Consider the following 14,676-nt stretch of genomic DNA (forward strand, 5'->3'; position numbering starts at 1 on the left):
GCTCTGACACCACATAAAGTGGGCACGACAGACAGGAGCCCACATGTCTCAATCGCAGCCGCGGCACGCCGCACCGAACCCCAAGCGCGGCATCAAGTCGGTTCGGACCGTGCGGTTCTGGGCGGCGCCGATCCTCATCACACTGGCACTCATGTCGGCACTGGCAGCCCTGTACCTGGGCGGAATCCTGAACCCGGGCACCAACCTGCGCCACTTCCCCATCGCGGTGGTCAACCAGGATGCCGGGCCCACCGGCAAGCAGATTGTCGAGGGTCTGGTGGCCGGATTGGACAAGAACAAGTACGACGTGCGCGTCGTCTCCCACCACGAGGCCAAGCGGCTACTGGACCGGGCTGAGGTCTACGGTTCGGCCGTCATTCCACCGACCTTCTCATCGAGCCTGCGAGATTACGCGATGAGCGCCGTGCAGCCGATCCGCGCGGACCGGCCCACGATTACCATCTCGACCAATCCGCGCGCGGGCACCCTGGGCTCGAGCATCGCCGCCCAGACGTTGACCCAGGCGATGACCGTGGTGAATACCAAAGTTGGGCAACGACTTACCGCCGATGTTGCCGCGCAGACCGGCGGCGCGCCGCTGGCCGGAGCCGCCGCGCTGGGGCTGACCAATCCGATCGACGTCAAATCCACGGTCTACAACCCGCTGCCTAATGGAACCGGTAATGGCCTGTCAGCCTTCTACTATTCACTGTTGCTGCTGCTGGCCGGATTTACCGGCAGCATCGTGGTCAGCACGCTGGTGGACTCGATGCTCGGTTACGTACCAGCCGAATTCGGCCCGGTGTATCGCTTCTCCGAGCAGGTCCGCATCTCACGCTTCCGCACCCTGCTGCTGAAGTGGGGATTGATGACGGTGCTGGCCCTGCTGACGTCGGCGGTGTACCTGGCGATCGGCCATGGCCTGGGCATGCCCATTTCGCTCGGCTGGCAATTGTGGCTGTACGGAGTGTTCGCGATCGTCGCGGTGGGCGTCACTTCCAGCTCGCTGATCGCGGTGCTGGGATCGATGGGCTTACTGGTGAGCATGTTGGTCTTCGTCATCCTCGGGCTACCGTCGGCGGGCGCCACCGTTCCCCTGGAGGCGGTGCCGTCGTTCTTCCGCTGGCTGGCCACATTCGAGCCGATGCACCAAGTGTTCCTGGGGGTACGGTCGCTGCTCTACCTCGACGGTCACGCCGACGCCGGGCTGTCGCACGCCCTGGCGATGACCTCCATCGGTTTGGTCATCGGCCTGCTGTTGGGGGGCATCATCACCCACCTGTACGACCGCAAGGGGTTCCACCGGATACAGGGGGCGGTCGAGATGGCCATTGCGGCGGAGCACCAAGCGCAGCACCAGGCACGGGAACGGGCCCGCGCCGGCACCGCCGACAGCGCAAGCGAAAATTCAAGCCAGCAAACGTAATTCGACCGCGGCCGGGTCGTCACAGCGCCGTTATTAAAGTTGACAGTGTGACGGATGTGACTAATTCTGGGATGGCTGCTTCCCGATCGGGACGAAAGGGCTACCGTGCTGACGCCATCTGCCAGCCTGCGCCGACTTGCGGCTTGTCTTGCCATGGCGGCTGCATGCGCCACGCTCACGGCCACCACGGGACAACCCCTCGCCCACGCCGCCGACGGTCGCGAGATGCTCGAGCACGCCATCGCCACGACCAAGGGCTCCTACCTGGTGTACAACTTCGGCGGCGGACATCCGATGCCGCTGCTCAACGGCGAGGGCGGCCGCTACGAGATGAACAACGGCGGCCATCTCATGATCATCAAGAATGCGTCGCAGCGGCTGCAGCCGCACCTCTTGGTCGACACCCACACTGGTGACCAGGCGCGCTGCGAACACAATGCCGGGGCGCGCACCAACGAAGGGCTCTGGCAGGCATCGGAGATCTACGCACCGCTGCAGGCCTGGCAGCGCATGGGACAGCCGACAATCGCGATCAACGCCAACTTCTTCGACGTGCGCCCGCAAAAGGGTGGCTCCTGGCGTTCGACCGGTTGCAGTTCGCCATTGGGCGCGTTCGTCGACAACACCCACGGCCAGGGCCGCGCCAACCAGGCGGTCACCGGCACCGTCGCCTACGCCGGCAAACAGGGCCTGTCCGGCGGAAACGAGACCTGGACCTCGCTGGCCACCATGATCATCCCGGCGGGTGGCGCGCCATATGTGTTGCGGCCCAAGGGCAGAGAAGACTACGACCTGGCCACTCCAGTGATCCAGGACTTGCTCAACAAGAATGCGAAGTTCGTCGCCGTCGCCGGGATCGGGCTGTTGTCTCCCGGCAACACCGGCCAACTTCACGACGGCGGCCCGAGTGCCGCCCGCACGGCGCTGGCCTACGCCAAGCAGAAAGACGAGATGTACATCTTCGAAGGAGGTAACTACACGCCGGACAACATTCAAGACCTCTTCCGGGGCTTGGGCAGCGATACGGCGATCCTGCTCGACGGTGGTGGGTCGTCGGCGATTGTGTTGCGCCGCGACACCGGGGGCATGTGGGCCGGCGCGGGATCGCCGAAGGGCTCGTGCGACACCCGCGAGGTCCTCTGCGACTCCCACGAGCGGGCGCTGCCCAGTTGGCTCGCATTCAACTAGTAAGCGCCTGAGGCGTTTTGCGATCCACGGGGCCGTAGCGAAAGACCAGCAGGCTCCCCAAGATCACGGCGGCGGCCAGTGCGAGCACCGGCGCCACGGCCACCCGGGACATGATGGCACCGACCAGGGCGCCGCCGCACATCACCGCGATCACGCTGTAGCGCAGCACGTTTCGACCACCTGTGCCGCCGGCCAGCCGGCTCTCGGCGCCGATCGCGACGATGGTCGACGTCAACATCGTGGTGCTGAGTTCGCGAATGCCGAACTCCCGAGCGATCGCGTTCTGCAAGCCGAACGTCAGCGCGGGCCCACCGATAAGAAACAGCTTGGTGCTGTCGTGATAGCGCAGTACCCCGCTGCCGGCCAGTACCGACAACGTCGCCAGCACCAAGACCTCGGTCCCCAGCGCCGCGCTGATCCAGCGTCGAGGCTCACCACCGAGCGCCCGCGTCAACCGACCGCCGATGATCGTGCCGATGACGAAGGCGACGACGGACACCACGCCGGCGACCAGGTCGATACCCGACTGCGACTTCGGCACCAGGCAAATGCCGAGGAAGATCACGTTGCCGGTCATGTTGGCCACGAACACATGCCCGAGAACCAGCACACTGATCGCGTCGGCCAAGCCGGTGGCGAAGGTCAGCAACAGCAGCGCGGCGATCGTCAACCGGTGATACCCGGGCGAGCTGGCGGCCATGTGACCCCTCGACAGGCCGGGGCTACAGCCGAGGCGTCAAATCCAGCGAGGTGATCGTCGTCATCCTGGTCACAAACCAGCGGGAGTTATCCCGCTTCATGATCAGCCGGTACGACAGATACTTCATCGCCGGAATGTTCTTGGTCAGCGGGCTGGTGGTGGTGGTGTTCGTGTACACGATGGCCACCGCATTGGGACCATCCAGCGATTCGACGGCCACGCCGGTGACCTCGGTGTTATTGGTGACCTTGGCTTGCTTGTTCGGCGCGACGATGCTGTCGACGAATTTCCGGTATTGCGCTCCGAAGTCACCGCTGAGGTAGACCGCCGCGCGATCGGCCAGCTTGTCCATGTTTTCCGGGGTGTAGGTCCACAACGTGGTGATCGCGTTCGCCGCGGTCCGCGCCACGTTGAGCTTGACGGCGACGACCGCGCGATCGGCCAGGTACGGCTGCAGGGTCGCGCCGGCAAATGCGGCAGAACCCACGAAAAGCGACACGACCAGTCCAGCGACGACTGCGGCGACTCGCTTGCCGCTGGGGCGTTTCACCTTGCCGGTCAGTCGCTCGAGGAACCCGACCTTGCCGGCGCCGTCGGCGGCGACCTCGGTGCCGGTTTCGGAATCGGTGTCGCCGCCGTCAGCTTGCTCGGACTGATCCGCTGCTGCTGCCGCAACATCGTCGCTTCCGGGTTCCGCGTCCACCGACTCAGTTGCTTGAGTCGCCTGATCGTCCAACTCGGCTTCGGCGTCGGTCTCGCCGCCGGAGACCGCCTCGGTCAGATCATCTGCAGCAGGTTGCTGATCTTCCACTGATTCCCTTCCTGCTTTGCCGTGGCAGCCCAACGGTTCGTGTTCTCGAAGACCTCTTTGCCATCGGGTGACTTGGAGATGACTTCGGTGGCCACCAAAATGCTGGCGCTGCCGTCGTCGTTCCACCGTTCCACGCCCGCATCCAGGACCGTCCCCTTGGCGGGTTCTGCTTGAGCGACCTGAAGCAGGATCTCGTTCGCCTTGTCGTGGTACTGCTTGGCGAAATCGCCGGTCGCTTGGGCCAATATCCGCTCGACGTATTCGTTGGCGTGATACGGGTCAACCGAGGTGAACTGCCCCATGAACCATTTCACGTAGTTGACCACCTCGTGCTCCCGGTGCGCAGCCCGATCCCGGGAAACGTGTGCGACCAGCATCAAGCTGGACAGCGTGACCGCCACCGCCATCACCGCGGCAGCGGAAATAGCCAGGAGCGGGAACACCCACGGTCGCCTCGGCGGCAGTGGGCATGTGACAAGCAGGCGCCCCTCACCGGGGTGAAATCTGCGCCGCGGACTCATTTTCCGTCCCCGGGCGGCTTCGGTTTGGTCAGTACGGTCAGATCGTCAACGCGCCATTGGTCGTCGCGGTCCCTGGCGAAGCTGACCCGGACGGTTGCGCTGATGTAGCGGATATCGGGCGGTGTGCCGCGGCGACCCTGCATGAACAGCAGCATGGTCGCCCGATTCGGCGTCGCGGATTGGATAGAACTGCCCGTCACCCAGTACTCGTTGAGGACGGGGTGCCCCTTTGCGACGGTGTCCTGCTGGGCGGCCAACTGACCGCGGTACCTGTCGGTGGTCAGCGATTGTGCTCGAGCGAAGTCCTCGCGCAACGTTTTCGGGTCGTACGTCAACATCTGGGAGACCATCTTGGGGCCCTGCGTCGCAAGCTCTGCACGGGTTCGATCGGTTGCCTTGTCGTAGGAGTACACCACCGCATAGCTCACAGCGGCACCGCCCAGGCACAATCCGGCCGCGGTGATCAGTGCCACCGCCGTCCACCGCCGTACCGTGGCCGGCCGCCCGCCGGGATCAACGGTCCGCACCTCGGTGCGCAACAGCATGTCGGCGAAGGTGCGCCGGTCCGGATCCCACAGCGGCCACAGCCATCCGACCATGAGCGGCGCGGTGTCGACCAGGTGGGCGAGGTCGCGCACCATCAGCCGCCATGGGCCGACGGCGTCTCCGTCATGGCGTACCACCGCGATTCCGCACACGGCGCGTCCCAGGGTCCAACCGGTCAGGGCGGGCGCTAGCCACCGGTTGACCGACATCAGCAGGGTCACCAGGGCCAGGATGGCGACACACACCCACCACCATGCGTTGTCCGACGGCACGGTAAACGAGACCTGCGCCAGGGTCGCTACCACCGCGATGCCCGGCAGCACATCAACGGCGAACGCAGCCGCCCGCAAATGCCATGGCGCCAAAGCCTTTTCGGCTAGGGCTTGGACGGTCTCGGGGGTCTGGATCTCCTCGACCACCACCGTCACTTCGTCACCTGGTCGAGTTTCGAAATCTTGTACTGGCCGTCCGTCGGTGTCATACGCACCCGCAGCCGGTAACCCGTTTCCTGATCCTGCGCCTGATCGTTGGACATCCGGACGCGCAGGGCGACGAGCACGTCAACCGATCCGTCGGGGTTATTACGCTCGACCGCGGCCCGCATATCGGTCAACTGAACGTGCACGTTGGCGGCCTGGTACGCCTGAACGAGCATGCTGCTGTAGAGCACGGCTTGGGAGCGGTACTGATCGGTGCCGCAGTCGATGATCTTCTGTTCGCTAGCGGCCATCGAGCTGGTATCCGGTGCCTGCGTGACCGCGACACAGTCCTTGGCCACCTGGAGCGCTGCCGCGTTGTTGCGGGCTACCACCTCGCTCTGCTGGTGGGCGCGCAGCGCCAGATAGCCGCCGGCTCCGATACCGCCGGCGACGAGCACCAGTGCCGCGCTGATACCGACTAGCCACCCACGACCCAAACGCGACGGGCGCCGCTCGACGGTTTGGTCCTCACGTGCGGTGTGGGAGGTGTCCGGACCGGCGTCGTCCTCCGATTCGGCTGAGTCCTCGTCCGTCGCCTCGGCGCTGTCCTGACCGGCCTCAGATTCCGCAGTCAGTTCACCCTTCGTGTCGGGGGCGGCTGACCCGGGGTGGGCCGCGGATTCTGAGTCCTCGTCCGTTGCCTCGGGGCTCGGCGAATTATCCGCGTCGATGGGGTTCAGCCGGCTGGCGCCAGCATCTCCTTCCATCCGTCGTCTCCTGTTTTGGTCGAGTTTTCGACGGAGTATCGGACTCCGTCGGGCCCTACCAGTTCACCGCTCTGAGGGCTGTAGACCGCCGTGGGCGGCCCGCCCGGAGTGTAGACACAGGGGTTGGGCTGCTGTCCGTTGCACTGCACAGTACCCGAACCGGGCCGCTGCAGCGGGTCACTGACCGGCGGCGGCGTCCCGCCCGGAGGCAGTCTATCGGCCGGTGCCGGGTTCATGCCGTTATTGATCGACGGCGCCGGGATCACCAGGCCGGGCTTGACCGGCTGATCGCAGCGCGCTGCCGGAGCCGGGCACGTGAGGAGCTGGTTGGGGTCGCCATACCACGGATTGGTACCCGCCGGCACGTATGGTTTCGGGTCGCGGCACTCCCGCGGCGTCGCCGCTCGCTTGCCCGGGACGTCAACGCACGGAATGTTGCGTGACCCGCGCACGCTGTTGGCCGGGGTATCCATCGGAATCTTGCAGTACGTGCCTGTCGGCAACGGCTGCAGGCTGGTGTCGGCGAAAGAGCGCCACTCCGAGGCAGGGATGAACCCGGTCAGACACGGCGGCGGCTGGTTGATCGCCAACGCCAGGTCCAGGGCGGCCATGTTGGGGAAGGGTGCGGCCACTGTCTGCGCGATCGAAGCACCCTGCGGCAAGAACACCAGCACCTGCTCGACGCCTTTGTGGTAACGCTTGAGCAAGTCAAACACGACTTCGAGGTTCGCCAGCGTCTGCGGCAGCGAATCACGCACGTCGGTGAAGACCTCGTTCAGCTGGTCAGCGGTCGGAGCTGCTTGGGACAGAATGCTTTTCACGTTCTGGTCCCGTTGCGCGGTCTGCGCGGCCAGCGTGTTGAGGTTGTGTGCCCAGCGTTCGATCGCGTCGCCCGAGGTGACTTGGCTTTGCAGGATCGGTCCCGAGTGGTCGATGATGTCGTCGACATCTTTGATCTGGGTGCGGAAATCACCGACGATTGCCTGCGTGGCGTCGACCAGCCGTTGCAGGGCAGGGCCCAAACCGCCTACGGCTTGCGCCGTTTCGTCGAGCAGCACGGGGATCTTGTCCGCCGGCAACACCTGAAGGCCGCGGTTAGCGGTGTCCAGGGCGGGCCCGATCTCGCTGGGCACCGTCCCCTTGGTGATCGTCTGTCCGGGCGAAAAGACCTTGCCCGGGTTGCCCGTCGACACCAAGTCCAGGTACTGCTCACCGACTGCCGATACCGAGTGCACGTTCGCCGACGCATCGATCGGGATCTTGTAGCGGCTGTCGATGCTCATCGTCGCCTCGGCGCCGGTTGGCGTCGGCTCCACGTCGGTGACCTTGCCGATGGTGACGCCGCGATAGGTCACGTTGGCCGTGGGGTAAAGGCCGCCCGATGCCGGCAGCTCCGCCTTGAGCGTGTATCGGCCGATGCCTGCCAGCGATGGGATCCGCAGGTAGTACACCCCGAGGACCAACAGCGAGACGACTGTCAGGACCCCGAACACGATCAACTGGCGTTTGATGAAGGGAGTCAGCATTGCCGGTCGCCCCTTTCCACCAGCGGTCCGCCCGGCGCGTCGTTCGGGTTCGGCGTGTAGCGGACGTCGGGGATCATCGTCTCGGGATCGCGACCGAAGGACTGCTCGAGCGCGCGCAGGGCTCCGGAAAAGCCGGTACCGGTGAGCAAGGCGTTGTCCATGGCGCTGAAGGTCACGTCAATCGTGGCCGACACGTTCTGGTAGTCGCCGCGGAACAGCTTCGGCACGGTGTCGATGTCGTACGGCTGGGTGAGAATCAGCTTCAGCGCGCCGAGCAGATACTGCGAGCCGCGGCCGAGCTCCTTCAGCGGGCATTGCAGCGCTTGCAAGTCGGTATGCAGCGGGCCGCGTGCCTCCGACAGGTACTGGTCGGTCACCTGGGTGAGCTGTCCCACCGCGTCGACGGCGTTGATGAGCAGGTCGCGCGTGTCGGCGAAGTGCTTGATCAGCGGCGGGATGTCGGTCAGCACCCGGTCCAGAACATCGGCTCGACGACCCACGTAGACCAGCAACCGGTTGGTGGAGTCGATAGCGTGGGTGATGTCATCGCGTTGCTGGTTGAGCTGGTCGGTAAAGGTGTCCAGCTTGGTGAGGAAGGCCCGAATCTGGTCGGCTCGCCCGTGGAAGACGTTGTAGACCTCGTTCTGGAGCACCTCCAGATTCGGAATACCGCCACCGCGCAAGATCATCGAGATGCTGGCCAGTGTTTGCTCGGTGTTGGGATAGGCGGAGGAGTTCTTCAGTGAAATAGTGCAATCTTGTTTGCGGTGCGGCGGCGGGCACAGCGGCTGCGGGGACGGGTCGGGTGGCGACGCGAGCTCCACATGCTGAGAACCCAGCAAACTGGTCTGTCCGATCTTCGCGGTGGCGTTCCGCGGTAGCTTGACGCCCTTGTCGATGCCCAGCTTGAGGGTCGCTATCCAGTTCTCCAATCTGATGTCGCGGATCGAGCCCACCGTGACGTCGGCGACCATCACCTTGCTGTTGCCGTTGATCGCCAGCGTGTCGGGCACCTGCACATAGAGGACGTAGGACCCGTCCCCGGTGCCCGGACCACCCGGAATCGACACATTGGAGATCCCGCGCCAGCCGCACGAACTCAGCATCAGCGCGACCATCAGCAACGCCAAGGCCTGCCAGACCCGGTGACGGACACGTCCCACGGCGCGCCTCGGTGTCCAATGGCTCGGCTTGCTCTTCGCGCGTACCGCGCTCATCGCGCCGCTCACTGACCCCCTCCTGCCTCAGCGGGAAGTGGAGCGCCTACCGGCGCGGGTGCCCGGGCTGGACCGGGCGTCGGGGCAACCGGACCCGGGACCACCCCCGGGGCGGGCGGCGGCGGCTGGATCGGTACCGGGGCCTGCAAACCGATCGGCGGCAATACCGGGTACTCGTCATACGCGTTCGGCGGTCCGGGTGGCGTCTGCAAGGTGGACTGGACGGGCGGGATGTCCGGGCCTCCCATGAGTTCGGCCAGCGACTCGGGGGTCATCAGGCCCGCCGTGATCGGCCCTACCTGCTGCCCCTGCATACCTGGGGCGACAATCCAGCCCGGCTGGGTGTTGCGGTGCGACAACGGAGTATCCGGCACCCAGATCCCCGGGACGGTCGTGTCCTTGTACCCGTTCGGCGGCTGCAGCCGCGGCTCGGAGTAGGCGACCTGCTTGGGCAGCACCTCGGCGGTGCTGAAGAAGTTCACCCCGAACGGGAAGTAGTTGAACTTGATCGCATCCAGGATCGGCGCCAGATACTGCGCACACAGCTCAGCGGACTCCTGATAGCCGAGCCGGCTGGCGGCCTGAATCGAACTGCAGACGAATTGCATCGGGTTCGCAAAGGATGTGATCTCCGGAATGGCCACGACGGATCCGTGCGACGGATGGTAGATCTGGTTGACGTTCGACGCCGCCGTCGGCAGCACGTGCAAGGCGGTCTCCAAGCCGTTCAGCGGCTCGGGTTGCAGCAGCGTGTTGGTCGCCTCGGCCAGGTTGTTGACGTCATGAGTCAACACCTCGCGGTTCTTGTCGAGGAACGGCCGGATCGTCGTCAGCAAGCTGTCGAACTGTTGTAAGGCATTGGAAAGGGCTTGGTCGGAGCTGACCAGCCGGCCGGTGAGGTCGGCCAGGTTCTGGTTCAACGCCACGAATTGCGCGTCGTCCTGGTGCAGCGCGTTGACGAACAGCGCCAAGCTGCGGACCACCGCGAAGAAGTCGCCACGGCCTTCGTTGAGCGCGGTCAGCGCCCGCGACAGGTTGTCCAGCGTGGTGTTGAATTGCTTGCCCTTGCCGGCGAATCCGTACGCGAACGATTCGAGGACCTCACCGAACGGCCCCTTGGGCTGCTGCTCGGTGGGGCCGAGCTTGTCGATGATGTTGGTGATGCTGTTGCGCAGCTCGTCCCACTCCACCGGCACCTGGGTGCGCTCGATCGGGATTACCGCGTTGTCGGCAAGCACCGGGCCGCCTCTGTACGGCGGCTCCAGTTGGATCGAGCGCGACGCCACCAGCGTCGGGTTGAGGATCACCGCCGAGGCGTTGGCCGGCACCTTGTACTGGTTCTGATAGTGGAAGGTGACCTTCATCTTGTCGCCGGCCGCTTCGATGCTGTCGATCTTGCCCACTTGCAGGCCCATGATCTGGACCTTGTCACCGGGGTACAGCGCATTTGCGGCAGGGAAATAGGCAACCACGGTGTTGTTGGTCAGCTTCTGGTAAAGCCGCCAGCCGACAAACGCTGCCACCAGAGCCAACACCACGACCAGCGTTCCGACGATCACCGTCGCCCGCGTCATCCTCGGAAGCCGCAGATTGCGGATGTCAAAGACGGTGCTCAATTCTGGCTCCCTCCAGTCACACCGCTACCTCCGGTGCCTCCTGGGTTGATGTAGGGGTCGGGCAGCTGCGGCCCCGGCCCGGGCGGCGCGGGCGGACCCGGTGGTAGCCCCGGCGCGAACGTCGACGGCGGCGGTGTCGGGCCGGCCGGCGCCAGTTGCTCGGTTCGCGCACCCGGCGGTGCGTTCGGCGGCAGCGGCACCGGGGTGCCCGGAACGTCAGGCGGCGGGTCGCCCGGCCGCCCCGCGATCGGGATGCCCGGCGTCGGGGGCAGGCCGTTCGGGTTCGGCGGGGACGCCTCGACGTCCAGCGGCGCCGGGAAGTTCGGACCGCCGAATGGGCCGAGAAGCGCTCCCGCACAAGGCAGCGGGTTCCAGGGCCGCGGCAGCCCCTCGTCGCCGACGGTGACATTGCCGCCGGGATTGGCCGGCGTGTACGAGCACGGTGAACCGGGCGGCACGGCCGGCCCCGGGTGCTCGGGCGTGCCCTCCAGCACACCCGGCGCCGGCGGCGGCGCGCCATTGGGGAACCGGGTGCCGTTGGGGTCGGGCCAGCGGAATTCCGGCAACCCGGCACTGCGCCAGAAGTTCTCCGGGTCCAGGCCACGCTTCTTGAACGCGGCGTCGATGAAGGGCTGCAGAATCTGCCCCGGAACCAGGTTGTGGATAACCACTTTGAAGAACGGTCCCGACGCGATCGACTCGTTCAGCGACGGGAGGAATCCGCCGACCATCAGCAGCCCGTTCGCTAGATCGTCTTTGCGTTCAACCAGGATGTCGCTGACCTGACGCAGCTGCTCGAGCACATGGTTGAGGTTCGGGTTGTCGTTGATCAGCCCCTGCACCTGGGCCGAGAACGCCGCGACATTGGCCAGTAGTGCGTCGATGGCGCGTCCGCGTTCGTTGAACGCGGCGATCAACGTCTTGGCGTTGACCAACAGCCGGTCCACCTGCTGGCTGCGGTCCCCGAGGATGCTGGCCACCTGGTTGGCCTGCGCAAGCAGGTGCTTGATCTCCTCGTCGCGCTTGCCGATGGTGTCGGAGAACTTGGCCACACCGTCGAGGGTGGCGCTCAGATGCGGGTAGGTCTGGTCGATGGTCTGCGACAACACATGCAGCGACTGCTTGACCGTGTCGATGTCCCAGCCGGTGGCCGCCTTGGTGACGTCGAAGAAGGCGTCGTAAATCTGGTACGGAGTGGTGCTCTGGCCTAATGGCAACGTGCCCCCCGGGCGCAGCGGCTGGTTGCCGCGCGCCTCGATCTCGAGGACCTTCTTGCCGAGGATGGTGTCGGTTCGGATCGCCAGCCGGCTTTCGGTGCCGATGACGTTGGTGCCGACCGAGAACTTGATCTTGATGTGGTCACCGTCGATCGACAGGGCCTCGACCTTGCCGACATCCATGCCGGCGATGCGTACCTTGTCGCCCTTGTTGAGACCGCCGGAGTCGGTGAACTGCCCGTAGTAGCTCGGCCGTGCGAACAACATGGGGACGCTGGTGAAGCTCTGGCCGACGGCGACGACGATGATCATCACCACGATGCCCATGAGGCCGATACGAAGCCGATTGGGAGGTTCCAGCGTTCTCATTGTGGCGTGCACCTACCCGTCGGCTGGGTGAAGAGCCGGACCGTGCGCACCGGCCCGCCGGGCTGCAGCCCATTGATTCTGAGGCTGATGTCGCAAGAGTAGAAGTTCACGAAGTCCCCGTAGGACCCGATGGTGCGCCCGATCATGTTCAGCGCGGTCGGGACCTTATGCAGGAAGTCGTTCAACTCCTGACGCTGGTCGATGAGCGGCTGCTGGACGGCATCGAGGTAGTTGACGGTCTTGTGCAGCAGTGCGCGGTCCTCGGCCAGCAGATCGGCCACGGTTCCGGCGGCGTTGCTGATGTGCACGATGCCGTCCGCCAACTGGGTACGGTGGTCCTTCAACCCGGTGATCAGCACCTCCAGGTTGTTGACCGTCTGATCGAAGTCCTTGCGATGGCGAACCGTGGTGTCCAGCACGGTGTTCAAGTTCTTCACCACCTCGCCGATCGCCTGGTCGCGTTCGGCGATCTGTGAGGTCAGCTGCGCGGTCTGGTCGAGGATGTCGTTGATGGTGCCGCCCTGGCCCTGAAACACGGTGATCAGCGCCGATGCGATGGTGTTGACCTTGTCCGGGTCCAGCGCCCGAAACACCGGCTTGAAACCGCCGATCAGTGCGTCGAGGTCGAGCGCCGGCGAGGTGCGTGACAACGGAATGAACCCACCCGACCGCATGACCCGGTCACTGCCCTCGCCGTCACCGCGCTTGAGCTCCAGGTAACGATTGCCGATCAGGTCGAGGTAACGGATCTGCGCCGTCGTCGATTGGTAAAGGGGTATCGAGCGGTCGACGTCGAAATCCACCCGGACCCGTTTCCCGCCGTCCACCAGCGACACGTTTTTGACCTTGCCGATCTCCACCCCCGAGGCGCGGACGAATTGTCCGGCCCGGAGCCCGCTGACGTTGCTGAACTCAGCGGAGTAGCCGTAGGTGCGGTCGAAGCGGATCTGACCGAAAACGATGACGATCATCACGCTGAACAGCACCAGCACCAGTGCGAAGGCGCCGAGTTTTATTGCAGTACCGGTGATTTTCATGGGTTGATCGTGTTGTCCCCTACTTGACGGCCCCAGACGTATTCGATCGCGTAGGGCGAACCGGTCTCCAGGTGGTTATAGGGAGCGATGCTGTTGCCGGTGTCCATCACCAACTCGGGTGCTGGCCAGAAATCGTGGGTGATCTGCTGCCAGCAGCCCGGCGCACCGCCGGGGCCGCCATGTGCGTTGACCCGCGGCAGGTTTTCCGGATACATGTAGGGATTCGGTGCCCCGCCGACCACCCCGGCGGCCAGCCCGCCGATCTGTGACAGCAGCAGCGGCACCATCGACGTCGGATTCAGCATCAAGCCCAACCCGGACAGCAGCTCGCTGTGCGTGGCCAGCGAATAGCCGTTGCCGCCGAGGAACGTGGTGGCCTTGGGCTCGATGTCGTGATAGTTGCGCAGCGTGCAGTACAGCTCCGGGCTGTAGGTGTCCAACAACTGAGCACTGGGCACCAGGTCGGCGGCGCCACGCGCCAGATACGGGCCACCCCGGCCAAAGACGTCCGCGCCGGTGTTGCCGAACCCGACCGCCGCCAGCAAAGCGGCATCCAATTCGCGCTGATGCTGGTTGATCGTGCGCGCCGTGGGCACCGAATTGTCAAGGAAGTCGAACAAATCCGGCGATGCGTTGGCGTAGACGTCGCCCAGCGCCGCCAACTGCTGAATGTCGCGGCGCGCCTGCGGCATGCGCGGGTTGACGTCGTCGAGGATCGCGTTGGCGTTGACGATCGATTGTCCGAAGCGATCGCCCAATCCGGTCAGCGCCTGCGCGGCCGCGCTGAGCGTCAGGTTGAGCTTGACCGGGTCCACCTTCTCGGCAATCGAGGTGATGGTCTGGAACAAGGTATTGATCTCGGTCGTCACCCCGACGGCATTGATGACGCTCTTGGCGGTGAGGTGCCCCTTCGAGATGACGTTGCCGCGGTCGTCTCGCGGCGTCGTCAGCGACACATACTTGCCGCCGAACACCGTGGTCGCCTTGATTTGCGCATTGACGTTCTCCGGTACCAGCGAGAGGTACTTCGGATTGACGTTCAAGACGAACTTGGCGGCCGGTTTGCCGTCGCGCGTGATCTCCGAGATGCTGTCGACCCGGCCGATCTGCACGCCGTTGTAGGTGACCTTCGAGCCGGGATCCATCACCAGGCCGGCTCGATCGGAAAACATCGTCAGCTTGACCTTCGGGGTGAAATCGCCACGAAACTGCAGGTACACCAACACGAATATGACAAGCGCGATCACCACAAAGGCCATACCCGCCGTCTTGTACGGCGGGTCGCTGACCTTGTTGACCTTCGCCGGCATCGTCAT

The 14,676-nt window shown here is 64.9% G+C and carries 13 protein-coding genes; 2 read left to right on the forward strand and 11 right to left on the reverse strand.

Annotated elements, in window-relative coordinates; all coding sequences use genetic code 11:
- Positions 1-43 precede the first annotated feature (43 nt).
- On the forward strand, positions 44-1,426 hold the full coding sequence (locus CDN38_RS12280; protein WP_075512507.1) for a YhgE/Pip domain-containing protein: 1,383 nt from the start codon (positions 44-46) through the stop codon (positions 1,424-1,426).
- Positions 1,427-1,579: 153 nt separating this feature from the next.
- Positions 1,580-2,614 carry a phosphodiester glycosidase family protein gene (locus CDN38_RS12285; protein WP_233026854.1) on the forward strand — a complete coding sequence of 345 codons (1,035 nt, stop codon included), beginning with the start codon at positions 1,580-1,582 and terminating at the stop codon, positions 2,612-2,614.
- Here the strand turns inward: CDN38_RS12285 and CDN38_RS12290 are convergent.
- The 11 genes from CDN38_RS12290 to CDN38_RS12340 form a co-directional block, all read right to left on the reverse strand.
- The gene (locus CDN38_RS12290) at positions 2,607-3,314 is read right to left on the reverse strand and encodes a YoaK family protein (RefSeq protein WP_075512509.1); all 708 of its coding nucleotides are present in this window, start codon (positions 3,312-3,314) and stop codon (positions 2,607-2,609) included. The two genes, CDN38_RS12285 and CDN38_RS12290, sit on opposite strands and share 8 nt — an antisense overlap.
- Positions 3,315-3,336: 22 nt before the next feature.
- Entirely contained in the window at positions 3,337-4,125 is a 789-nt protein-coding gene (locus CDN38_RS12295; RefSeq protein ID WP_075512510.1) for a mammalian cell entry protein, read from the reverse strand.
- Positions 4,092-4,646: an Rv1363c family protein gene (locus tag CDN38_RS12300; RefSeq protein WP_075512511.1), complete on the reverse strand. Its 555-nt coding sequence runs from the start codon at positions 4,644-4,646 to the stop codon at positions 4,092-4,094. The genes CDN38_RS12295 and CDN38_RS12300 overlap by 34 nt, the downstream gene beginning before the upstream one ends.
- Entirely contained in the window at positions 4,643-5,620 is a 978-nt protein-coding gene (locus CDN38_RS12305; protein WP_075512512.1) for an RDD family protein, read from the reverse strand. Before CDN38_RS12305 ends, CDN38_RS12300 begins: the two co-directional genes overlap by 4 nt.
- Positions 5,617-6,378, reverse strand: a complete 762-nt coding sequence (locus CDN38_RS12310; protein ID WP_075512513.1) for an Rv1363c family protein — start codon at positions 6,376-6,378, stop codon at positions 5,617-5,619. Before CDN38_RS12310 ends, CDN38_RS12305 begins: the two co-directional genes overlap by 4 nt.
- Positions 6,348-7,904, reverse strand: coding sequence for a virulence factor Mce family protein (locus tag CDN38_RS12315; RefSeq protein WP_075512514.1), 1,557 nt, complete (start codon positions 7,902-7,904; stop codon positions 6,348-6,350). Before CDN38_RS12315 ends, CDN38_RS12310 begins: the two co-directional genes overlap by 31 nt.
- Positions 7,898-9,022 (reverse strand): virulence factor Mce family protein, encoded by a 1,125-nt coding sequence (locus CDN38_RS12320; protein WP_233027184.1) that lies wholly within the window; start codon positions 9,020-9,022, stop codon positions 7,898-7,900. The genes CDN38_RS12315 and CDN38_RS12320 overlap by 7 nt, the downstream gene beginning before the upstream one ends.
- A 107-nt stretch (positions 9,023-9,129) precedes the next feature.
- Positions 9,130-10,737 (reverse strand): virulence factor Mce family protein, encoded by a 1,608-nt coding sequence (locus CDN38_RS12325; protein ID WP_075512515.1) that lies wholly within the window; start codon positions 10,735-10,737, stop codon positions 9,130-9,132.
- Positions 10,734-12,323 carry a virulence factor Mce family protein gene (locus CDN38_RS12330; protein WP_099318984.1) on the reverse strand — a complete coding sequence of 530 codons (1,590 nt, stop codon included), beginning with the start codon at positions 12,321-12,323 and terminating at the stop codon, positions 10,734-10,736. The genes CDN38_RS12325 and CDN38_RS12330 overlap by 4 nt, the downstream gene beginning before the upstream one ends.
- On the reverse strand, positions 12,320-13,360 hold the full coding sequence (locus CDN38_RS12335) for a virulence factor Mce family protein (RefSeq protein WP_075512517.1): 1,041 nt from the start codon (positions 13,358-13,360) through the stop codon (positions 12,320-12,322). The genes CDN38_RS12330 and CDN38_RS12335 overlap by 4 nt, the downstream gene beginning before the upstream one ends.
- A complete protein-coding gene (locus CDN38_RS12340; protein ID WP_075512518.1) occupies positions 13,357-14,676 on the reverse strand; it encodes an MCE family protein in 1,320 nt (439 codons plus the stop codon). The genes CDN38_RS12335 and CDN38_RS12340 overlap by 4 nt, the downstream gene beginning before the upstream one ends.

The organism is Mycobacterium ostraviense (genome assembly GCF_002705925.1).
Taxonomy (GTDB): Bacteria; Actinomycetota; Actinomycetes; order Mycobacteriales; family Mycobacteriaceae; genus Mycobacterium; species Mycobacterium ostraviense.